This is a genomic window from Pseudobutyrivibrio sp., from assembly GCF_015057185.1.
Lineage (GTDB): Bacteria > Bacillota > Clostridia > Lachnospirales > Lachnospiraceae > Pseudobutyrivibrio.
Map to the genome: position 1 here is coordinate 11,742 of NZ_SVEV01000031.1, position 22,937 is coordinate 34,678.

General features: G+C 38.7%; 18 protein-coding genes and 1 riboswitch. Of the genes, 2 read left to right on the top strand and 16 right to left on the bottom strand.

The window, feature by feature from the left end:
• Positions 1-195: 195 nt before the first annotated feature.
• Entirely contained in the window at positions 196-5,493 is a 5,298-nt protein-coding gene (locus tag E7276_RS12030; RefSeq protein WP_294217952.1) for a hypothetical protein, read from the bottom strand.
• Between the two features lie 307 nt (positions 5,494-5,800).
• Positions 5,801-5,897, top strand: a riboswitch (TPP riboswitch).
• Between the two features lie 35 nt (positions 5,898-5,932).
• On the opposite strand from E7276_RS12030, the gene thiT reads away from it, so the two are divergent.
• Positions 5,933-6,502: an energy-coupled thiamine transporter ThiT gene (thiT, locus tag E7276_RS12035; protein ID WP_294217955.1), complete on the top strand. Its 570-nt coding sequence runs from the start codon at positions 5,933-5,935 to the stop codon at positions 6,500-6,502.
• Between the two features lie 39 nt (positions 6,503-6,541).
• Here the strand turns inward: thiT and E7276_RS12040 are convergent, their stop codons facing one another.
• Genes E7276_RS12040 through ispE form a run of 5 tightly spaced genes read right to left on the bottom strand, consistent with a single transcriptional unit; the run spans position 6,542 to position 11,182 of the window.
• Positions 6,542-7,966: a TFIIB-type zinc ribbon-containing protein gene (locus tag E7276_RS12040; protein WP_294217958.1), complete on the bottom strand. Its 1,425-nt coding sequence runs from the start codon at positions 7,964-7,966 to the stop codon at positions 6,542-6,544.
• 12 nt (positions 7,967-7,978) lie between these two features.
• Positions 7,979-9,154 carry an SPFH domain-containing protein gene (locus tag E7276_RS12045; protein ID WP_294217959.1) on the bottom strand — a complete coding sequence of 392 codons (1,176 nt, stop codon included), beginning with the start codon at positions 9,152-9,154 and terminating at the stop codon, positions 7,979-7,981.
• 30 nt (positions 9,155-9,184) lie between these two features.
• Positions 9,185-9,598 (bottom strand): DUF1934 domain-containing protein, encoded by a 414-nt coding sequence (locus E7276_RS12050; protein WP_294217962.1) that lies wholly within the window; start codon positions 9,596-9,598, stop codon positions 9,185-9,187.
• A gap of 12 nt (positions 9,599-9,610) precedes the next feature.
• A complete protein-coding gene (locus E7276_RS12055; RefSeq protein WP_294217965.1) occupies positions 9,611-10,285 on the bottom strand; it encodes a GntR family transcriptional regulator in 675 nt (224 codons plus the stop codon).
• Between the two features lie 21 nt (positions 10,286-10,306).
• Positions 10,307-11,182: a 4-(cytidine 5'-diphospho)-2-C-methyl-D-erythritol kinase gene (ispE, locus tag E7276_RS12060; RefSeq protein WP_294217968.1), complete on the bottom strand. Its 876-nt coding sequence runs from the start codon at positions 11,180-11,182 to the stop codon at positions 10,307-10,309.
• Positions 11,183-11,390: 208 nt separating this feature from the next.
• Here ispE and E7276_RS12065 point away from each other — a divergent pair, with 208 nt between their 5' ends.
• Positions 11,391-12,137 carry a hypothetical protein gene (locus E7276_RS12065; RefSeq protein ID WP_294217971.1) on the top strand — a complete coding sequence of 249 codons (747 nt, stop codon included), beginning with the start codon at positions 11,391-11,393 and terminating at the stop codon, positions 12,135-12,137.
• 176 nt (positions 12,138-12,313) lie between these two features.
• Here the strand turns inward: E7276_RS12065 and E7276_RS12070 are convergent, their stop codons facing one another.
• From E7276_RS12070 to E7276_RS12115, 10 genes are all read right to left on the bottom strand, one after another.
• The gene (locus E7276_RS12070; RefSeq protein ID WP_294217974.1) at positions 12,314-13,057 is read right to left on the bottom strand and encodes a Crp/Fnr family transcriptional regulator; all 744 of its coding nucleotides are present in this window, start codon (positions 13,055-13,057) and stop codon (positions 12,314-12,316) included.
• A 1-nt stretch (position 13,058) separates the two neighbouring features.
• Positions 13,059-14,051 (bottom strand): adenosine deaminase, encoded by a 993-nt coding sequence (add, locus tag E7276_RS12075; RefSeq protein ID WP_294217977.1) that lies wholly within the window; start codon positions 14,049-14,051, stop codon positions 13,059-13,061.
• Positions 14,052-14,077: 26 nt separating this feature from the next.
• On the bottom strand, positions 14,078-14,500 hold the full coding sequence (locus tag E7276_RS12080) for a cytidine deaminase (protein WP_294217979.1): 423 nt from the start codon (positions 14,498-14,500) through the stop codon (positions 14,078-14,080).
• A gap of 12 nt (positions 14,501-14,512) precedes the next feature.
• Positions 14,513-15,445: an ABC transporter permease gene (locus tag E7276_RS12085; protein WP_294217982.1), complete on the bottom strand. Its 933-nt coding sequence runs from the start codon at positions 15,443-15,445 to the stop codon at positions 14,513-14,515.
• Between the two features lie 2 nt (positions 15,446-15,447).
• Entirely contained in the window at positions 15,448-16,485 is a 1,038-nt protein-coding gene (locus E7276_RS12090; protein WP_294217985.1) for an ABC transporter permease, read from the bottom strand.
• Positions 16,478-18,013: an ABC transporter ATP-binding protein gene (locus tag E7276_RS12095; protein WP_330599002.1), complete on the bottom strand. Its 1,536-nt coding sequence runs from the start codon at positions 18,011-18,013 to the stop codon at positions 16,478-16,480. Before E7276_RS12095 ends, E7276_RS12090 begins: the two co-directional genes overlap by 8 nt.
• 34 nt (positions 18,014-18,047) lie before the next feature.
• On the bottom strand, positions 18,048-18,887 hold the full coding sequence (locus tag E7276_RS12100; protein WP_294217988.1) for a YjjW family glycine radical enzyme activase: 840 nt from the start codon (positions 18,885-18,887) through the stop codon (positions 18,048-18,050).
• 1 nt (position 18,888) lies between these two features.
• Complete coding sequence (locus E7276_RS12105; protein WP_294217991.1) at positions 18,889-20,439, bottom strand: YjjI family glycine radical enzyme; 1,551 nt, start codon at positions 20,437-20,439, stop codon at positions 18,889-18,891.
• A gap of 102 nt (positions 20,440-20,541) precedes the next feature.
• Positions 20,542-21,627: a BMP family lipoprotein gene (locus E7276_RS12110; RefSeq protein ID WP_294217994.1), complete on the bottom strand. Its 1,086-nt coding sequence runs from the start codon at positions 21,625-21,627 to the stop codon at positions 20,542-20,544.
• A gap of 200 nt (positions 21,628-21,827) precedes the next feature.
• A complete protein-coding gene (locus E7276_RS12115) occupies positions 21,828-22,925 on the bottom strand; it encodes an HD-GYP domain-containing protein (protein ID WP_294217997.1) in 1,098 nt (365 codons plus the stop codon).
• Positions 22,926-22,937 lie beyond the last annotated feature (12 nt).

The following is a 22,937-nucleotide window of genomic DNA, read 5'->3' on the forward strand; positions in this document are numbered from 1 at the left end:
AGTGCAAATGTGAAATATTATATTTATATGTATATATATATCATGAATTAATTATGTAATGTTTGTGAGTTCAGTAACACCACCTCTGTTTTGGTGCGTTTACCATTTTTTATAATTAATATATACAAAATGCAGGTACCTCCCATAAAGGGAGGCACCTGCCAAGGGGGGTAATATATAAATTTTTCGGGGAGACTATTTGTTTCTCTGCTCTGCAGTTTCTTTTGACTGATGAGTCATTACAGCTAGTGCTGCAACTCCGATAATCAGTGCTGCAAAGTCAAGGTAGCATGTACCAAGTCCTGAGAGAATAATCATTGCTGCAGAATCTGCAAGGTCAATTGCATATACTACGCGACGTCTTCTACGTCCTACATATATTCCAGCAACTCCTACTACTGCTACTACAAGAATCATCCAATGAACGTGGCAAACATGACCTATTTCTAATGTTGTGCCTACTGCCTGTGGCTGATTGTACATAAGCGCATATGTAGAGAACTGACCTGTTGAAATAGTAATTGTATTAGGATCTTCATCTATATCACTAAGTAATGTGCTTGCGCCCTGATGAGCTCTCATGATGTAGTAATCATCTGATAATCCTAAGTAATTCTGTGGAATATCAATTACGATATCGATAGGGTCTGTATCTGTAATTCTGTTCCAATCCTCCTCGTCAATTCTAAAGAACATACTTATGTCAAGATAGTCTGCCATTGTAAGGTCTGGTAATTCTTCTTTATAAGAATTTGCTCCGTCATCGATGACCTTTCTATCTGCTTCTGGTACAGCTTTCTTGTCGAGTGGTGTTACCTCAACCTTGATTTCAAGAATGCTTCCTGCTGCAACTGCTGCACGCTGCTCTGCTGTAAGGATAGAGTTTGCTACTGCTGTTGCATCTGCAAGACTTGCATTTGTAGTAGATGTATCGCCCTTGTACTCAAGCTTTACAATAACTGAACCTTCGCCAATTACGAATGCTACTGGAGTATCCTTTACAGTAACTGCATCCATATTTTCAAGGTCATCTGCCTGAATAATTTCACCGCCTGTTTCGTTAAGCTTATCTAATAATTTCTGCTTAGTATTATCTGACATATTGCCCCAGATGTCTCCACGGTCGATAATGTTTCCAAGACCAATACCTTCTGTTTCAATCATATCAGCAAGTGCAGTTGTCTGTGCATTTGTTGCATTTTCTACTACCTCTGCTGGTGCCTCTGTAATAAATCCAGATGCCTGAGGTGCTGCTTCTGTTGTCTGAGGTGCTGCTGGTCCATAGTGCTTACGGCTAGATGAAGACTGTATAGGGTTTACAATCCTTACAGCATAATTTGAATGCTGAATTTCTTTGCCGTTTTTTTCTACTAAGTAGAATACTGTGTACTCACCAACTTCTTTGAATTTAGGAGCCTCTTCTGTATATACTCCATCCTCAGTGTCACTGTATTTAACTACTGCATCCTTATCCTCGATGATAACTGGGAAGCTGTGCTCCTCACCATCGTATACAGCTTCTGCTGTTTCTTCTACTGGCTCTACTACTTCGATTGGATCCTGAGCCTTGATTGTAACTATAAAGCTACCTTCTTCGTAAACTACTCCATTCTTTTCAACCTTGTAGAATACCTCATATTCGCCTTCCTCTGTAAATACAGGAGTTTTCTCTGTGTACTCATCATCAGAACCAACACTATAGGTGATTACTGCATTCTCAACATCAACTGTTACAGGGAATTCATGGTCCTGACCATCATATGTAATTGTTGTATCCTCTACTGTTGGAACTGTTACTTCATAATCCTCAACAGTTACTACTGGTACTACCAAAATGTACTCAGAGTAATTGTCGTTTTCAACTACTAAATAAATATAGCCTGTTGTTCCTGCTGCACTGTCATTTACAGAGTAATAAACAGTGTCGCTATTTACAGTAATGTCAGTAATAATGTTGTCAAACTCTTCTGAGTATGGAAGATTATATCCATCATTTAATAATGCTACAGTATCATCTGCTCTAAGACCTTCAATCTGAGATGTTAATATAGCCTGGCCATTCTGTGTTGCTGCTGCATTAATCTTTAATGGCTCATCTGCATAAACCATATATGACTCTGATGCCTGCTTACCAATCTGTACATTGAAGCTACCGTATGCTGTTCTAAAGTTTTCCTTTGTTGCCTTGAAATATACTGTGTACTCACCTGCGTTTACAAGTGCTGGTACATTGCTTGAATACTCAGTATTCTCATCTAAACTATAAGATACAATTGCATCTGATGGTTCTGCTGTAATCTGAAGTTTTCTTGCTATTCCATCATATGTAAGCTGATATGTATTTGTTCCTGCATTGTATGACATAGTGTCATTTGCTGCAGGTAATGTGTATGTTACTGAACCCTTTGTTCTAGCATGAACGCCTGATGTAACAGCTGATGCTGGTGTATTAACGTTTGCAGGTACTCTTGCCTTAATAACATAATCTGTATCTGGAGTTAATCCTGTAAATGTAACCTTGCCATTTGTAGCTGGCTTTACCCATCCAGAAATTGGGTTTGTTCCAGTTGTATCGTAAACACGATATTCCTGAAGCATTCTTCCTGTATACGATGGGTCGATATTAAGTGTAATAGTAGTTTCTGTAGTAACAATATTATCTTCACCAACTTCTACAGGTCTTCTAGCATCTGAAGTATCATCTGTTCCATCTGTGTCTGCATCCTCTGCTAATGGTCTTGGCTGAATATCAAGTACTGCTGGCTGATTATTTGAGCCATATTCTGTAATTTCAATTTTCTCTCCGCAGAAATCGTAAGGATTGCCTGTGTTGTCTGTTCCACTTAAAGGAATACCTTTTTCATTATCTGAAATGATGTCATATTTTCTGCCTTCGCTACCATCTTCGTTAATTACTGTAACTGTATATGTAGTATTGGCCTTATCTACCTTTACCTGCTCTTTCTCATAATCAACTTTACCTGTTACAGCACCAGTCTGTGCTACTGTACCAAGGTTAAATGCATAATTAATTGTTGCGCCTGCTGATAATTCATTCCAAGAAACTGATATACCCGAATCTGCTCCTGAAATCATAGTTCCATGTCCTGCGGCATCAAATGTGCATACAGATGAGTTGTATGCAGTACCGTATGCATTACCATTTGACCTTGTTGCATATTCAAAAATCTGTCTACCGCACCAATAACCAATATAGTATTTAGAAGGGAAATCGCCATCAACATCTGTTCTAACTACTAAAGCTGCACTATTAGGGTCAGTATGCTCATTAATTGCTGGCGCATCTACTAACTGAATCTGCTTGAGTTTTCCTTGTGAAAAAACGCCCATGCAAGGAGCATCGTCATTGCTCTGAATCATAACATCACAGCTGTATCCAAATGCATGCTCTGAATCATTTATTGTTGTCTGGAAGAATAGTGCATGGGCACCTGATGTAGTGCTATTATCCTGGCTTCCATCGTAATCATTTTCTAGGAAATAACTTCTATTGTCCTTTATTGACGCATTTTCATGTTCTGGGGTTACATCATCAATTGTAATAGGATTTGGATTAGCTGAACTAGATGTATACCAATTCCAATATCCATCATAACTAGTTCTCTTCACCCATCTGCCTTGATATTTTCCAATTACGTCAAAAGTGAAATCATCTATGATTGCATATGCCATCTGTCCATTAGAAACATAATATCTTTCAGCCTTACTATCATTATTGTAGAACGCCTGAACAGGAATTGTTTCACATTCTTCGTTATTGTTAAATCTGACCTTATACCATTTTCCATCTTCTAGTCTGTTATTAGTCTGATTTGTTGTAAATGTAGTCTCAATTATTGTAGTCTCTGATGTAATATCACCACTAGCACCTGCTACAGCTGTGTAATTAGTTGTTCCATTATCTGAAACGTACCACTGATATGTACCTGCTGAAGCATTTTCAATATCTACTACGAATGTAATGCTATTTCCTGTAGATCTCTTTCCATATGGATAACCATTATTTCCAATATCTACGATTCCACCTATACCTGTTAATCTTAAAACATATGGAGAGAAGCTTGTTGTCTCAGCCTCTGCGGTAAGTCCGTTTTCCTTTGTCTCAAGTTTTTCTACTACTTCGCTTGCATTGTTAATATCAGGGATGTGGTAAACTTCTGCTGTTGTCTCTTCGTCTGCTACAGATTCCACTGAAAATGAAACTATAACCTGACCCTTGCTTGTATCAGGCTGGATTTCGTTTCCAGATTGATCCAATACCGAAATATCAAATACGTATGATGTAATTACGTTTGTTTCTTCTTCTAATTCGTCAACTGCATTCTCTGCTATTTCTGCTACTTCTTCAGAAGCTCTTGATGCTGAAAGCTGTGCTCCCTCAGGGAATACACCTGCATCAGCCTTTACTGTAATAAGTACACCGTCAACTACTACGCTCTGCTCGAACTCAGGAGAAAGCTCTGCAGTGCCAATAATAACTGTGATTGTAGGAAGGTTTGTATTTACCTTGTATTCTCCAGGAATGCTTGGTACGTATACGTACTTCGCGCCTTCGATAGATGAATCAAATGTTGCTGATGTGCTTCTCTCAGCATCGATTGTCCATGAAATCCCTGAAAGTGTAATTTCTGTAGAAGTCGAAACTGTCTCTACTCTGTATGTAGGCTCAGCTGTGGATGTAGACTCTTCTGCTGCTGGTGCTGATTCTTCAGCCTGCTCGTCCTCTGCTGCCTGTGCAACCATTGCTGGGAATAATAAATCTACTACAAATGCAACAGGATCACTTCCGTTATCCTCTGAAGGTGCAGCTGACTCTGCTGCTGGTGTAGACTCTGCTGCTGGTGCTGATTCTACAGGTGTAGACTCTGTTGAATCTACTGTAGGTTCAGCTGCTTCTGTAGTCTCGGTCGTCTCTGTTACTTCCTCAACAACTGTTTCCTCAGTAGCCTCTGTTGTCTCACCATCAACGTTTTCTTCTACTACTTCCTGGTCTGATTCTGGTACGAGTACTTCCTCAACTTCTTCATTCTCAGGATTCTCTTCTGATTCAACTACTTCTTCTATTGTAGGAGCGTCTGATTCAACCTCTACTGTTTCCTCAATCATCTCCTCCTCAAGAGTTTCTTCCTCAAGAACCTCTTCTTCAATTAATACTTCCTTATAAGTTTCAACTGTAGCATTAATTGAGTCTGGGAATACGATATCAGATTCAGAAGCGCCAAATGCCAAGTGCTGTACAGCAACTTCTTCATCAATACTGCCTATTGCAGTTATATAACGCTCTCCAACTGTGTTCTCTGCATAAAGTACAGGAGAACCAAATCCCATTGTGAATACTGTAGCGAATGCCACGAGAAGTGCAGTCGCACGATATAACATACGGTTACGTGCAACCATTTTCTTTGTGCTAGATACTAATGCCTTTCCAGCGCATCTAAGAATGTCTTTGTTTGAAATATTTCCTCTACCCATAATCACACCCCCTGTAAATGTGTTAGTGTTATATTACAGAGTAAATGTGTATATATAACCGATTATATAACGCTAAATTGTGAACTAATTTTGGAAATTTTGTGTTTTCGGTAACAGAGTGCCCTGTTTTGGTGCGTTTTCATGCACTGTTATATTATAGTGTTATAATTTCTCTATAACGTTTTCTGCTAACTTATTACCCACATGTAGCGCAATTTGGTTCATTTTTATAACATCATGGCTTGAATTTAGATGTAATTTATTATTGAAACAAAAAACTTATTGTGCTATCTTATTTACGAATTTAATAATTAGCTAGGGGCGCATTATTGCTGAGAGGTGTACACCGACCCTTATCACTTGAACTGGATAATACCAGCGTAAGGAAGCATTTGATATGATCTCCTAGCATATATATGTATGAAGGGAGATTTTTTTCATGATTAATCACGCATCTTTAAAAGAATTCAAAAATGTTAAATTTACTGCAAAGAGACTTGCATTTTGTGCAGTTTCAATTGCTCTTGCCTTTGTTCTTTCAAATATCAAGGTATTCAAATTCCCTACTGGTGGTTCTATAACAGCTTTTTCAATGTTAGTTGCATGCCTTCCAGGTCTATGGTTTGGCCCAGCAATCGGAATCGTTTCAGGCGTTGCATATGGTCTTTTGAATCTGATTGTTGATCCTTATATTCTATTTCCTGCACAGGTTATCGTAGATTATGTTCTTGCATTTGGTGCCCTTGGATTATCAGGCTTCTTCTCAAATTCAAAGCATGCATTTATTAAGGGATATATTGTTGCTGTATTGGGACGTTATGTATTTTCAGTAATCTCTGGTTGGATTTTCTTTGGCGAATGGGCTTGGGATGGTTGGAATCCATTTGCTTACTCATTAGCTTACAATGCTATTTATATTTTTGCAGAAGCAGCTGTTACTATTGTAGTATTATTACTTCCACCTATTCGCGATCTTATGACATTGCTTAAAAACATGGCAACAGAATAAATTTAAAAATGACTGAGGCTAAAAACCTCAGTCATTTTATTATCTGTCTAATTTAAGAATATCTACCTTGAAATTGTTTGCTAAATTAAATACTGAATTCTCAGTCTCAAACTTATTAAGAAATACATCGTGGGATTCCACATTTTTAATATTAATCTTTGTTTCTCGTTCGAAACGATGTCTAGCATCTGTATTTCTGTATTTCATATAGGTTGTTCGCCCAAATACAATTGCTATCAAAGTAGCTATAACTATAGCATAAAGAGGTCGCTGGGAACCAAGTGGTTCATCAGATGTTACCAAAAACATAACTAATGTTAAGAACCACGCTACGAACCAAACAACTCCAGTCATTAAAGCAATTCTACTTTTGTTGACAGGAACACTGCCTATAGTTTCCGCTGTTCTGGCATTAACAGCAACATAGTGAATCAATTGATGTGGTCCTGGATTCTCTATGTATGAGTAAAGCCATACTGGCAAATATGCAGCCAACCATTTTTCGCCATCCTTGGTAACATTAGACTGCTGCCACTCAACACCACGGTCATAATTATGAACGCTGTCATTTAAAGCAAATTTAATAGCCTCATGTTCTTGATTATCAACTATATTCTGCAAATCACCCTTGTTTACATCACGCTTTTCAGAAGTATATCCCTTTAAATAATTGGAATCGTATTTCACGCAATTTTCTGTATCGAAGGGTAATATTGCATTAATGATATTGTTTGTCTCATGCTCTGTAGATGCACCTGCACGTCTAGAGCTAGACTCTACAGTCAAGTCATCTATCTCCACATCGCACTCACGATTTACGCTGTATTTTTCAACTACATAAACTGTTTCTTTGTGCTCCTTGTCTCCGTGTCCTCTAGTTCTTTCGAATCTACGAACCTCGCGCTCACCTACACCAGTAAATGAGGCATGACCTTTCATATCAACAAGCATATATGGGAAATATACTCCCATAATATTTTCTGTAGTAAACTCTGACTTAAATCTCTTGTTTGCGTAAAACTGCCTTTTCCCAACAAACTGTTCTATGCGAGCTCTAGCTTCTTCTCTTTTCATTTTAAAAGGAAGAATGACATCTGGAACTGCACCATTTGGTACCTTTGTATTAATAGAAAGCATATTACGGCACCAATGACAGCGAGCCTGTGTAGTTTCATTTAAATCCACAACTACCTCGGCTCCACAGCTGGTACATTTCAAGGTAACAGTAGTGTCTGCAGAATTGTCAATGTCCACCGCACCGCTACCTATTTGCTGTCCTGATAAATCGCCAACGCCTGATTTCATATCGTCCAAAACATCCGGCTTGAACACGTAGCGGCAGAAATTACATCTAAGCTCGCCAGTGCTTTCCTTTAGGCTAATATCAGTTGCACCACACTTAGGGCATTTGGTTTGTCCAACCTTAGCCCCAGCGGCAGTGTCAATTATATTTATATCTGACATAACAAATCTCCCTTAGCCTAAGAATTTTGCCTTTGCAGCATCAAATTCTTCCTGAGAGATTACACCTGCATCCAACAATTCCTTCATTTGTTTAAGCTTTGTAACTGGGTCCTCAGCTGGAGCAGCTGCCTGTCCTGCCATCATCTGTGGCTGTCCATTTACTGGCTGCTGTAAGCCTGCAATACCAGAGCCTGCCATATTCATGCCCATACCCATGAAGCCCATGCCCATGGCACCTCCACCATTTTCACCAGCAGCTTGCATTCCACGTGCAACAGCCTGCTGCATGAATGAATTGCCTCTTGCGCCTGAAAGAGCATCTGCCTTTTTAACATCTGAAAGTAATGCCTTGCTATCCTCATCATATTCAATAGAAGCAATGGCAACTTTTGCGATTTCAAGACCTCTATCTGATTTCCACTGATAGTTTTCCTCTACTACATCAGAAAGAGTCTTAGCAAAGCCAAGCTGGTCTCCCTGAATCTTTGCCATACGATTACCACGAGCTGGATCATTTGAATATGCTGAGAATGCTGCACCAAGTGAAGCTACAACCTCTGTAAAGAGCTGCTCTGAAGCATCATTATCCATATCAGCAAAATCAAATATTCTGCCTGATGTAATGTATGAAACTGGTACGAATCCCTTTAAAAATGTAATAGGATCTACGATTTTAAGGCTATATGAACCTCTAGCCATAGCTCCTACCTGAGCATTAATGTACATATCATCCCAGTATATCTCTGACTGTGTACCAAATTTATTATTAGGAATCTCTTTGAGATTAATATAAACAGCGGCCTGTCTTGAGCCAGGAATTCCACCATATTTAAAGCGTTCAAATGCCTGCTTAATAATGCCGTCAATCAATCCACCGCCTGTGAAAATTGACTGTGCATTAAGATCCTCAGTATTAAAAATATAGCCACCTACTTCAGAAATGAAACCAGTAACAGCATTATCCTGTAATGTTACAAGAGCATAGCCATCTGGAACCATAATTTTACTTCCATTTGTAATGATTCCCTCTGAACCATGTGTGTTGGAGCCTCTGCCTGCGTTCTTTCCTTTCTGAACTGCTGGTATAACACCGGCTGTTGGTGGTGCGTCTGCTGGCATAATCACGTCTATCCACTGATCTGCAAATGTTCCTGAAATTGCACCTGCGAATGCTTTAATAAAACCCATTTTTTTCCTCCTCTTGCTTTATAAAAAGCTTTACATATTTTTAACATTGATTTCCATTGATGTCTGTATTGCATCTGCGCCAGTTACAATGTCATATTCAATGCCAATTGCAATATTATTTCCCTCTTCTATTACCTGATAATGTCGGGTAAAAATTTCTAATGAAAGATTACCTAATGGTGTTGTGTATTTGTTAAGAGTCTTTTTCCCCGGCACCAATTCGATTTTAGAATTAAGCGCTCCCTTTTGTGTCATCGAAAAGGACTTACGATCAAATGCCATAAGGCACTCTATCACTCCATCCTCAGTAGTTCGGCGATAGGTCAGATATTTTTTGCCACCACGGTCCATAAAAGAACCTAGATAGCTTTCCTCTGACACCTCTTTATCACCACCCATTTTTTGTATTGAACGGAGTGTGATTTTACATGAATTTCCTGCCATTATAATTCCTATCTATACTTGTTCTCTAATTACTTCTCGAACAGCATTAATCTGGTTTGAAAGATGTGTGTGCATAACATCCTTTAAGTATTCTGCATCACGTCTAGCAAAGCCTTCGATTATAGTTTTATGCTCAGCAATCAGCTGCTGATAAACTGAAGGATTCTTTACATATTCATAGCGATAACGATACATCTGCTCCCTAGCTGAATTAATAATATTCTCTAGCTTTGGATTGGCAGCTGCAGCATAAATCACATCATGGAATGCCTCGTCTGCTTCAACTATTCTGCGAACATCGTCAGATTTAGTAGCATCCTCAAAAGCTTTCATTGCTTCTTTTAATTCTACAAACTGACCATCAGTCATACGTTCACAGGCACAAGTCACTGCCAAAGCATCAAGAGCATCTCTAACCTCTAGCACATCCTGCAAATCCTTCTCTGTCATTTTTGCAACCTGAGCCCCCTTACGAGGAATTGTAACTGCAAGTCCCTCCTGCTCAAGCATTCTAATAGCCTCTCTGATTGGAGTACGGCTAACCCCTAATTTGTTTGCCAGGTGCATTTCCATAAGTCTCTCTCCTGGCTTAAGCTCACCCTTCAAAATTGCCTCGCGAAGGGTGTTAAATACCACGTCTCTAAGTGGTAAATAATCATCCATTTGAAGTGTAAGATTTTCTGTCATTATATACTCTCCTTTTCTAGGTTATTTCCTATTATTGTATAGAGTCGTTAAATAAAGCTGTTTGACCATTTTGGTCTGTGTAAGAGCCTCCTTAGCTGCCCTAGCAGTTTTGTTATCTGGGAAAAATCCAAACACTGTAGGACCACTACCACTCATCATGGCACCAATTGCTCCATTATCCATCATGTTCTTTTTGATATCTGCAATAATTGGATGCATCGGTATAGTAACATCCTCAAGCACATTTCCCATATGAGAACATATTGCCTGAATATCCTTTGCCTTAATATCTGAAATAAGGCCGTCAATATCCGGATGAACCACTTTATCAAAGCATGAGTCCAAAGCCTCATATACTTGCTTAGTAGATACCGATATGCCTGGCTTTGCAATGAGCACTGGGCATTTCACCATCGGATCTATCGGTGTAAGAATCTCCCCTATGCCTTCTGCAAGAGCTGTTCCTCTCATCAAACAATACGGAACATCTGCACCTAGCTTTACGCCTCGTTCCATAAGTGCCTTACGACTAAGTTGAAGATTGAACATTTTGTTCATTCCAAAAAGAATAGCTGCTGCGTCTGTAGAACCGCCAGCCATTCCTGCTGCAACCGGAATATGCTTTTCAAGCTCAATGCTAACACCTTCTTTTAGCTGGAATTCTTCTTTAAGCAGCTTTGCTGCTTTGATGCACAGATTATCATCTCCAACTGTAAGAAATTTGAGATTGGTAGTCATAGATATACTACCATCTGAAGTCTTTTTAATCTTGATAATGTCAAAGAGATTAACAGTCTGCATAATCATTTTTACTTCATGATATCCATCCTCACGAATCCCTGTAACATCTAATCCAATATTAATTTTTGCTAATGCTTTTACTTCTAAATTATCCATTGTATTTCCATGTATTTTGCACACTAATGTATTTTGTATTCAATCTTTATAAATTTTAACAAAGTAGCCACACTTTTACAAGTTTTTTGTATTAAAATAAATACAATCCAAAAGGTTATTTTTTCTCATTAAGAAACCGATAAAAAAGACAGGAAAAGGATTTCCGTATGGTTGTTATATTTGGCCACAGTAACAAGGAGGTTATAATATGGATGTTAGTACTTATAGCAGCGTTTCTTCTAATATCGCTGGCACTTACACTAAAACTACGAACCCTGATGGTTCTGTAACTGAATCTCTTGAATTCAGCGCATCAAAGGAAGAAGTTAATGCTTCTAAATTTTCTGATGCCGCTGCAGTTTATGAAAAATCTTCTAATGACAAAACCCTTGGCACTGATAATTACAAAAAGACTGATCGTAATGCTTTAATTCAGCAGCTAAAAGCTGACCAGGAAAAGATGATTAACAATCTTATGGACATAGTTATGAAATCCATTTCTGGGCAGGGAAGCACATTTGCAATTGCAACACAGGATAATATGTGGAAATTCCTTGCTGAGGGCAAATTCACAGCAGATGAAGAAACAGTTAAGAAAGCTCAGGAAGATATTTCTGAAGACGGATATTGGGGTGTAAACAAAACTTCTGATAGAATCGTAGATTTCGCTATTGCTCTTTCTGGCGGCGATACATCTAAGGCGGATTTACTATTAGATGCTTTCAAAAAAGGCTTTGAAAAAGCTACAGGAACCTGGGGTAAAGAATTACCTGATATTTCTAAAGATACCTACGATGCAGTAGAGGATAAATTCAATAAGTGGAAAAATGGCGACTACACATCCTCTAATAATAACAATGCCATCAACAATTTAGGTAACTTAGGTGGTGGTTATTCACTTAATTACATGGAAAACATTTCCACTGTAAGCTCTTCTACGTACATCGAAACCTAAAAACTAAATTCAAAGATGACCAAGCTGTTACGCTCACAAGCCTTAGTGTTACTCCGTTCGACTAAAATGTCTCACTTGAGTAACCTAAGAGCTTGTGAACTACAACTTGGTCATCTTTTTATTTGCTGTATATTTTATTTTACTTAATGTTCTAACATTTATTTTTTCTCACCTGCTTAGCGCTTTTCCCACTCGTTAGCGACTATTGGTGTAAGGTAATCCTTCATCTGTACGTATTGTTCCTTGGAGATTACTATTCGTCGTCCTTTTCTGCCAATAAAGCCATCTTCCTGCAGCTTCTGTACTGCTCGATTGACGGTTTTAATAGAGAAGCCGCTTCGTTCGGCTAATTCCTGACGACTAATTCCAACTATATACTCGTCCTTAGGGTCATCAGCCTCATAATTCTTGGTAAGAAGATAAATGATTCGATCTACTCCCTGAAGAAAAAGTATCACTCTCTCGTTTCTACTTTCCTCCAAAAGGTAATCTCCTATTCTAGCTACTTCCATTCGAAGAGCATTTTTATCATCCCAAATCCATCTATCAAAGCTTGCTCTGGACATCACTAACATAGTGCAATCCGTAACAGTTTTTAATGTGGTCATGTAAAGGGGAATTTCGAAGAATATTTCCATGGAGCCGAAAACCTTTATAGCGTGAAACCACATGTAATCGTAGACAACTCCTCGTATGCGGTAATCGATTGCTCTGACAGTGCCGTCTACTAAAATATAAACAGTGTCCGCCGGCGTATTTTCCTCCACGAAAATAGTATTTTTCTTTTTGGTGACAACCTGTGTAGATTCAAGAACCCATCGTGGTGCGTTACTCAACAGCTTGTTTAGGGTATCTGATTGCTTCTTAGGCAAGCTATTTTGTAATTCCATTATTCGACTAAAGTTCTCTTCTAATGACATATTATCTCCACTTATTTATTAGATTATTTTTAACCTCATCTGAAGCAAAACTCATCTCAACGGAATTAATATAAATTGTCCTTAGTTGCTCTTCGTCAAAACCAAAAGCATCCACAACTTTATTAAATTCTTTCGTGAGATTTGTATTACTAACAGTTCTGTTATCTGTATTTAGTGATACAGGAATACCTCTTTCCATAAAAATAGAAATAGGACAATCCTTAATATCATCATAGGCTCTTGTCTGAATATTGCTGGTTGGGCAAAGCTCAACACCTATTTTGTGGGAGCTGCAATAATTCATAAGGTCCACATCATTTGCCATAGCAATACCGTGACCTAATCTTTTAGTTCCAAGGGCGATGGCATCGCGAACATTTTGAATATTACCAGTTTCACCTGCGTGAATTGTATAAGGCATTCCAAGCCTTTTAACTTCATTAAATAATTCAGTCTGCAATGCCATTGGATGAGCGTCCTCATCACCTGCAATATCACAGGCAACAACTCCGCTGCCAAGCATCTCGCGAGCAGCGCGAACCATTTTTAGATTATTCTCATCATCTACAAATCCTCGCATCATGCAAACTATAATGCCAGTTTCAATGTCAAATTCCGCTCTAGCCTTTGCCAAACCTGCCTCAACAGATTCGATTATCTGATTAGTTGATAAGCCCTGCCCCATAGAAAAGGCAGGTGCAAATCTAACCTCTAAATATTTAACATTCTCAGAAGCAGCATTTCTAGCTAGCCAATATGCTGAGGATTTGAGCCCCTCTGCATCCTGCAAGCAATGATTAGGCAATGTAAATCTCTCTAAATAATCTGCCAAACTTCGGCAATCATCATCAACCTGCATTAAATGTGCAAGTCTCTTGATATCATATTCTTCTCCGCGCTCAGCTAAGAGCTCTCTTGTATTTGCCAAATCCAATGAACCGTCCAAATGACAGTGTAGTTCTATTTTAGGCATCTGCTCAATTGAATGGGACATTGTGCCACTTCTCCTTTAAGTAAAAACTAAACCTCTAAATTTGATGGGCCAAAGCCTAGAGGAAGTAATTCCTCTAGCTTCATGACCTTTTCCTCGCCTGGAACATCCGTGCCTAAAATAACATCGAAGGTTTTAGGATCACAAAATTCCATCAAAACCTGTCTGCAAACACCACAAGGCGCACAGATAGGTAACTTTTCTGTAGAATCAAAGCCTCCAACAACTGCGATTGCTGAAAACTCTTTATACCCCTCACTTACAGCCTTAAAAATAGCTGTACGTTCTGCACAATTGCTTGGTGTATATCCAGCATTTTCCACATTACAGCCAGTATAAACCTTGCCGTCTTTTGTAAGAAGTGCAGCACCAACCTTGTGCTTTGAATATGGTGTATAAGCAAACTTGCGTGCTTCTAATGCCATTTGTATTAATTCTTCATAGGTAACCATTAAGTAAGCCTCCTAACGAGATTTGATGTATGGCTTACCATTTGCTGCTGGTGCATTAGCTCGTCCAACAAATGCAATAAGAGCAATGATTGTAACCACATAAGGAATCATTGAAATAATATTTGGTGATACATAGTTTCCCTGACCAACAAGCGCCTTGATACCATTACATACACCAAAGATTAAACATCCCTTTAAAGCGCCCTCTGGAGAGAACTTACCAAAGATAACTGCTGCAATAGCAATGAAACCTTGTCCAACGATAACTGTAGGTCTGAACTGTGAAACAGTTGCAAGTGTAACAAAAGCTCCGCCTAAACCTGCTAAAAATCCTGAAAGGATAACGCAAATGTAACGAACTTTGTATACATCAATACCAAGTGACTCGCAAGCCTCTGGATGCTCGCCGCACGCTCTTAAATGAGCACCAAACTTTGTCTTATAGAATACGAACCAGCAAACCCATGCAACAACGAATACTAGGTATGCCATTGAATATACATTAAGAACATTGCTACCAAAGCTACCTGTTTCAAAAATTCCGTTGAAGATTTTTGGAAGCTTTGCTGATGAATCGATTGCAGGTGTATCTGAAGAATTGTAAAGAATTCTGCAGAGGAATACTGCAATACCAGGTCCAATAAAGTTAATTGCTGTACCAGCGATTGTCTGGTCTGCATGTAAAGAAACACAAACTATAGCATGGATAAGTCCAAATAAGGCTCCGGCCAATCCACCGCACAAGAATGCAAGTAAACCATTTCCAGTAGTAAGCGCTGTAATAGCACCTGTAACTGCACCGATTGTCATCATACCCTCGATACCGATATTTACAACACCACAACGCTCAGAGAAACATGAGCCAAGAGCTGCAAATAAAAGTGGAGGTGTAGCAATCAATGCTGCATTTATTAATAATCCTAAATTCGAAATAATTGTATCCATCACTATGCCTCCTTCTTTTTACCAATGCTTAAGAATAGTGCCTTGAAAACATGAGCAATAGCAATAAAGATAACTACGCAACCCATGATAATATTGATAATTTCTGAAGGGGCATGAACCATTGTAAGCTTTGTTCCGCCGTACTTCATTGCACCGTAGAAAATACCTGCAAAAATAACACCAAGTGGATTAGATGAACCAATAAGTGCAACTGTGATTCCTTCGAAACCGTATCCTTCCTGGCTAGCAAACTGAGCAAGACGTCCGCCCATACCCATTACCTGAACAGCACCACCAATACCAGCTAAAGCGCCAGAAATTGCAAGGGCTGTAAGGATAGACTTTCCTGAGTCAATACCTGCATACTCAGCAGAGAACTTGTTGAAACCAACAGCCTTAAGCTTATAACCAAGTGTTGTCTTTTCAATAACAATCCAAGTAATTACTGCAAGTATAACTGCTATAACAATAGCATAGTTAAAATCGCCACTTTCAATTCTAGCTGACTCTAATAAATCCTTTGTAGCCTCACCGCCACCCTCTCTCTTTAAGAAGGTAGTGTTTACCATGTAGTTTGAAAGGTAATATGCGATCCAGTTGAACATGATGAAGGAAAGAACTTCGTGAATACCACGCTTTACCTTCATTACACCACAAACAAGTGACCAGAAAGCTCCAGCAGCAGCTGCTGCAATAATACAAAGAGGAATGTGGATAATAGCTGGAACATCTACAAAAATACCAACAATAGTAGCTGCAAGTGTTCCAACAACAAACTGTCCTTCAGCACCGATATTGAATACACCAGTACGGAATGAGAATGCTACAGAAAGACCTGTAAGCATTACTGGGCTGGCGTATGCAAGTGTTGTCATAATATTCTTTGGCTTGCTGATTACACTGTCGATAATCTTTGCGTAAGCCTCCATTGGGCTAACCCCTGCTATTACAAGGAAAATAGCACCAATTAAAAATCCGATAATAATTGCAATTACTGTATAAAGGAAATTGCTATGTAAAATACTGGTTTTCTTATTCATGGTTCTTACCTCCTGCCATCAAGAAGCCCAGCTCTTTTTCATTAGCATCTTTACCTGAAACGCTTCCTGTAATTTGACCATCAAATATAACTTCGATACGATCTGACAAGCTCATAATTTCATCAAGCTCGAATGAAACAAGAAGAACTGCTCTACCTTTGTTTCTCTGCTCAACAATATATTTATGTACGAACTCAATCGCACCTACATCAAGACCACGTGTTGGGTTAACGGCAATAAGTAACTGCTTATCATTTTTAACCTCACGAGCGATGATAACCTTTTGCTGATTACCACCTGAAAGAGTCTTTGCTGGACGGTTTTCGCAATGTGGTGGTCTGATATCAAACTTTTCAATAAGCTCTTCTGCATTGTCAGCAATTGCCTTTTTATCAAGGAAGCCCTTCTTTGAATAAGGAGCCTCATTGAAATGCTGTAAAATAAGGTTGTCCGCTACAGAAAAATCAAGAACCAATCCATGCTTTTGTCTATCAGCTGGGATTGAAGAAACACCTGCATTAAATGTATCCTTTGGTGTTTTGTTGAAGATATCTACTTCATTAATAGTGATATCTCCACTCTCAGCCTTTTTAAGTCCTGTAAGGATCTCTACTAACTCAGTCTGTCCGTTTCCATCAACACCGGCCAAACCTACGATTTCGCCTTCGTGAACATCAAGGCTAAGTCCCTTAAGGATATCTACACCACGGTAATCCTTTGCTTTAAGATTCTTTACAGAAAGCGCTACCTTTCCAGGCTCCTGCTCTTTCTTCTCAACCTTAAAGTTTACATTTCTACCTACCATCATGGCTGCGAGATCATTCTCTGTAACCTCTCCAACCTTAACAGTATCAATATATTTACCTAAACGAATAATAGTACAATTATCTGCACAAGCCTTGATTTCTTTAAGCTTATGAGTAATAAGAATAATGCTCTTTCCATCAGCTGTAAGATTTCTGATGATTTCCATAAGCTCATCAATCTCCTGAGGAGTAAGAGAGGCCGTTGGCTCATCGAGAATAAGAGTATCTGCACCTCTGTATAAAACCTTGAGGATTTCTACTCTCTGCTGCATACCAACTGAAATATCTTCGATTTTGGCATCTGGATCAACTGCCATTCCATATTTCTCAGAAATTTCAAGAACCTTTTTTCTTGCAAGCTTTTTATCTACAACAATACCCTTGCGAGGCTCAACTCCCAAGATAATATTTTCTGTAACTGTAAATGGCTGAATCAACATGAAATGCTGGTGTACCATACCAATTCCAAGCTCAATTGCATGCTTAGGACTGTGAATGTCAGTTACTTTTCCGTTAATTGCTATTGTTCCCTCTGTAGGCTTGTAAAGGCCGTAAAGAACATTCATAAGTGTACTTTTTCCGGCACCGTTTTCGCCTAAGATGGCATGTACCTCACCCTTATGCACCTTCAAGTTGATGTGATCATTAGCTGTAAAGTTGCCAAATCGTTTAACGATTTCTTTCATTTCGACAACTACAGTGTTTGGATCCATGTGGCTCATCTTTTCCAATCTTTGTACCTCCCTTGATTTAGATTTAGATGATTATTATTTCCTCAAAACCCATATCCGAAAGAATATTCTTTAATTTTTCTAGCTCTTCTTTGGTAGGCACTCTCATGCTAGAATATTCTTTTCTCACTCCCATTGGTCTATAAGCTATGATTTTAATGCGAAATGGATTTATTCTATATAATGGGATTAGAAATTCTCCCATAGCTTTAAGGTTTTTAATAGGATCGTATAAGTCCGGAGCTATCACAGCCCGCACTTCACACAATTTACTATTTTCTCCTAAATACTGTGCATTTTCAAGTATTTTATAATTATCCGCACCAGTGACGTTTCTGTGGTCTTCATTAAAGAAAGCCTTGATATCAAGCATCACTCCGTCGGAGACTGCAAGTAACTCAGGATACTCTCTAAAATCTATTGTACCATTACTGTCAATTAATGTCCCAAGATTTTCTTTTTTCGCTAATATAAATAATTCTTTTATAAAATCCGGTTGGAGCATACATTCACCGCCAGATACTGTAATGCCCCTAATAAAAGGAATTTGTTTTTTAACAACTGACATTACCTCTTCTGCAGTCATATATTTGCTCTTTGGTGTACTGTCGTTTGGACAAACCTTTATACAAGTATCACAAGAAATACATTTAGACGCATCAAAAGACACCTTCCCTTCTTCAAAGGAAAGTGCCTTTTCAGGACAGTGCTCTACACACACGCCACAGTTAATACACTGTTTTCTTGTTTCTGGATTGTGGCAATATTTGCAATTAATATTGCAGCCTTGTAAAAAGATAGCCGTTCGGTTTCCCGGTCCATCAACCGAACTAAAAGGAATTATTTTTGTAACAATCCCCTGCATTTTATCTAACCTTTCTTTCTAAGATATGGCCATTCTTCGCAGCCCCAAGTCCAAGAGCAGTAGTATCTTGAATAACATTGTTTCCTGCATCAAGCTTTTCCATTTCAGAACGCTTAACAAGATAACCTGTTACTCTGATAACATCACTGTTACTTGAATAGAAAGACATGTAACGAAGATCTTTTACAAATGCTCCTTTTATAATATCCATTACATACTCTGGATTTCTGTGAACAGTTACGTCAATAGGGAATATGTCTCCTGTTCCAGATGGGAAATACTTATGGAACTTTGAAAGTACATTAAGCTGGTCTATAAGCTCCTCTGGTTCTTCTCCAATTGGAATACGTGTACCAGGTGTAACACCTATATCCTCTGCCAAACCTACCTGTGCATGAAGTAAGAAATGGCCATCTGTACCTTCGCAATATTTATTAGTATGAGACTGATTGAATTTATCAATAATCTCCATAATTTCAACGCCCAACTGATTTGCTTCTTCGTCACTACCATAACGACCAGTTTTACCAGCCTTTCCCATAAAGTAGTTAACAGCATCAGCCATGCCAACTAAGCCAAACATTGCAGTGAATTTCTCACGCTGAATAAAGCCTTCTCGTGCAAGGAAATTGTTCTCAAAGAAGCCACTTTCCTCTACCTCGAATTTTATTCTGGCATCCATATATTTTGCCATTACGTCCATAACATATGGCAACTGTTTTTCTTTGAAATCTTCGATTGATGAAGAACGTTTTGCTATGTTACCAAGAATCAAACGGCAAAGTGTATATGAACCGCCACCTAAATTTAAACCATTGTAGCAGCTTGCGATAACGTAATTATTGCCCTTGAATTCCTTAGCAAACATCTTGTGATTTGCAAAGCTTGGCTTAGCAGACACAAGAGCACATTCTACAGCTTCTTTTAAATATTCATCTGAGCTAACGCCCTCTTCGTATTTAAGTGAAAGGTTTGGAACTGCATCCTCTAAAACCTTCTCCGCCTCAAAAATATAATGTGCTGTCTTTGATGGTTTTGGTCCAATATCTGCATGCGCAAATGAATCCAAAACTGTTCTGTCTACATTTAATAAGAATAGCTTGATTAACTTTGCAGCTGTAGCTTCATCAACAGTGTCGATGAATGGCTCCAATAAATCATCAAGCTGTCCTAAATATACTGGATAGTTTGTGACACTAGGCACATGTTTATAGAAGATTAAAAGAGTGTTTAATGCTTCATATAAATCTGTAGGAGGTTCCAAATTCAAATACTTGCAGCCTTCCTTCATGAGCTTCTGATAATCTGGTGCAATATATCTAGGTCTAAGTGGAGCATGTCCCTCACTTAAATCACAAATGCATCTGTCCTCCTGAGGACAATTCAATAGCTCATCAAGTCCAGGAACTTCGTCTAGAACTTCCAATAAGGAATCTGCCTTGTTTGCAAGACATGTAACCTTTTGTTCATGTGTAAGAGTTGCACTCTTAATAATATCTAAAATTTCTTCACGAGTCTTTTCAACTCTTTCATTAGAAATCGGTCTAATCATGATTTCTCCTCCTTGATTAAGAATACCGAACCAGGAAGCCCTGATTCGGTATTCTAGTATAGTGGCCTTTGTCACTTAATATTTAAATTGTGTGTATAAAGATTAGTCTAATTCGTAAACATCGCCATACTGTGCTTCGAACTCTTCCTGTGTTGCAGGAACAACGATTTCTCCGCTAATGATCTTTGTCTTAACTTCTTCAACTGCTGCCTTAACATCATCTGAAAGAAGGTCCTGTGTAGGAGCGATATCAACACCGCCTGCTGCAAGATCATATACCTTGTTTCCACCTTCGATTGTGCCATCTAATAAGTTAGAAACTGTGTCATAAACTGAAACGTCAACTGACTTCATAGCTGATGTAAGAACTGAATCTGGAGCAAGGTAAGCCTGATCCTGGTCAACACCGATAGCGTATACGCCATCGCCTGCTTCGTTACAAGCCTCGATAACACCGATACCAGTAGCACCAGCTGCCTGGAAGATGATGTCAGCGCCGTTTGTAATCATTGTGTTAGCTGATGTCTTACCAACTGCTGAATCAGAGAATGTGTTAGCATTGATCTGCTGAACCTTGCAATCTGGGTTAGCATCAAGAACACCTGCTACATAACCGTAACCAAATCCGTGCATTGTCTCTGAAGCCATACCAAGAACAAGACCTACGTTGTTCTTCTGTGTTGTAAGACCTGCTACATAACCAACAAGGTAAGATGACTGCTCAGCCTTGAATGTAAGGCATGTTACATTGTCAAGATCTGCATTTGTTGAGTCATCAATAATAGCAAATTTAACGTCTGGGTTAGCCTCTGCAGCCTCTCTTGTAGCGTCTGCGAGCATGTAACCTACACAAATAATTAAGTCATAGTCTTCATCGATGAAACTTTCGATGTTTGCATTGTAATCAGCGTCTGTAGCTGACTCAAGGTAGTTAACTGTAACCCCGAAATCCTGCTGAGCCTTCTGAAGTCCCTTCCAAGCTGACTGGTTGAATGACTGGTCATTAACACCACCAACGTCTGTTACAAGACCAATCTTGATTTCTGAGTTATCCTCTCCCTCAGATGTTGTTGTGCCAGTTGATTCTGAACCTGAGTTGCTAGCTGAATCGCTTGATGAGCTGCCACAAGCGATCATTGATACTGCCATAGCAGCGCATAGAAGTACTGATAATAACTTCTTTTTCATAGATTTCTCCTTCTCTTATAACTTTGTTTATTGTTTATTTACAATAACAGCATAAATATATACTGTATCGCACAATTAAAAAAGGTCATATGTCCTCTTTCGATAAGATTCTACACCTTTTGAAACAAATTAAAAAGTATTTTGTCCGTTTTAAGGATGTCGAAAGAGACAAATGACCAACTATTCTATAATATTTAGTTTTAAATGCAGGCTCGAATATACAGGTCTGTTCTTTCTCTCAAATCAACAAAGCTGCCATCATCTAGCTTTACCAAAGGGCTAGACAATGCATTTTCCTGTATCATTGCTATAATCCCTCTGGAATTATCTGATAAAAGTACGCCTGTGCCTATATAGGCATCTGCTATATTTTCCAAGAACACCTGGAGTACTCTTTGATCATATTTAGATTTATCTTGCCTTTGAAATTGCGCAATTACCTCAAAAGGACAAATGCCAGCTCTGTAACATCTATCAGCTGTCATTGCATCATAAACATCTGTAATTGCAACTATTTTGGAAAAATCATTAATAAAATCTTTGGACAAACCATATGGATACCCTGTTCCATCATTACGCTCATGATGCTGCAGCGCCGCTAACTTAATTCGCCTGTCCATCGGTTCTCCAACCAACATATTGTAACCCAGTAAAGGATGCTCAGCCATTCGACCAAACTCCTCTCCTGTTAACTTACCAGCTTTTGTAAGGATTTCTTGTGGAATCATAGCCTTGCCAATGTCATGGTACAAACCACACATTGTCAATACATCTAATTCATTTTCATCTTTGATTCCAAGCCACAGTCCACAAACCCTTGAAATTATAGCCACGTTTACTGAATGTCTAAATGTGGATGCATCAATCTCTTGAATATTCAGCATCATTGCCATTATTCCAAGACCTGTTGAATGCTTGTCAAAAACAGACTTAAGATCATTAATCAATTCATCATCATTTAACGGTGTCTGTTTCGTCACAAAATCATCTATTATTTTTTCTAATTCACTGGTGCATTTATTGTATGCACGCTTGAATTCATGAAATTCTTCGCTATTTTGAATTCTCCAAGATTGAGTCTCACCAATGAACTCATCTGGCGCATCAAAATCATATTTATTAATAGCATCCTCTTCATCCTGAATGAACAGTTGAGAAATGCCATAATAAGTAAAATGAAGTAATTGCTGCGCAGTAACTGGCGTATCAGCCTCGGCAAGTACCTGACCTCTTGGGCTGACAATTCTTTCCGCCAGAATCATTCCTGGTTTAATTTCATCAATAGGAATACTTTTCATTATAGTGTCCTC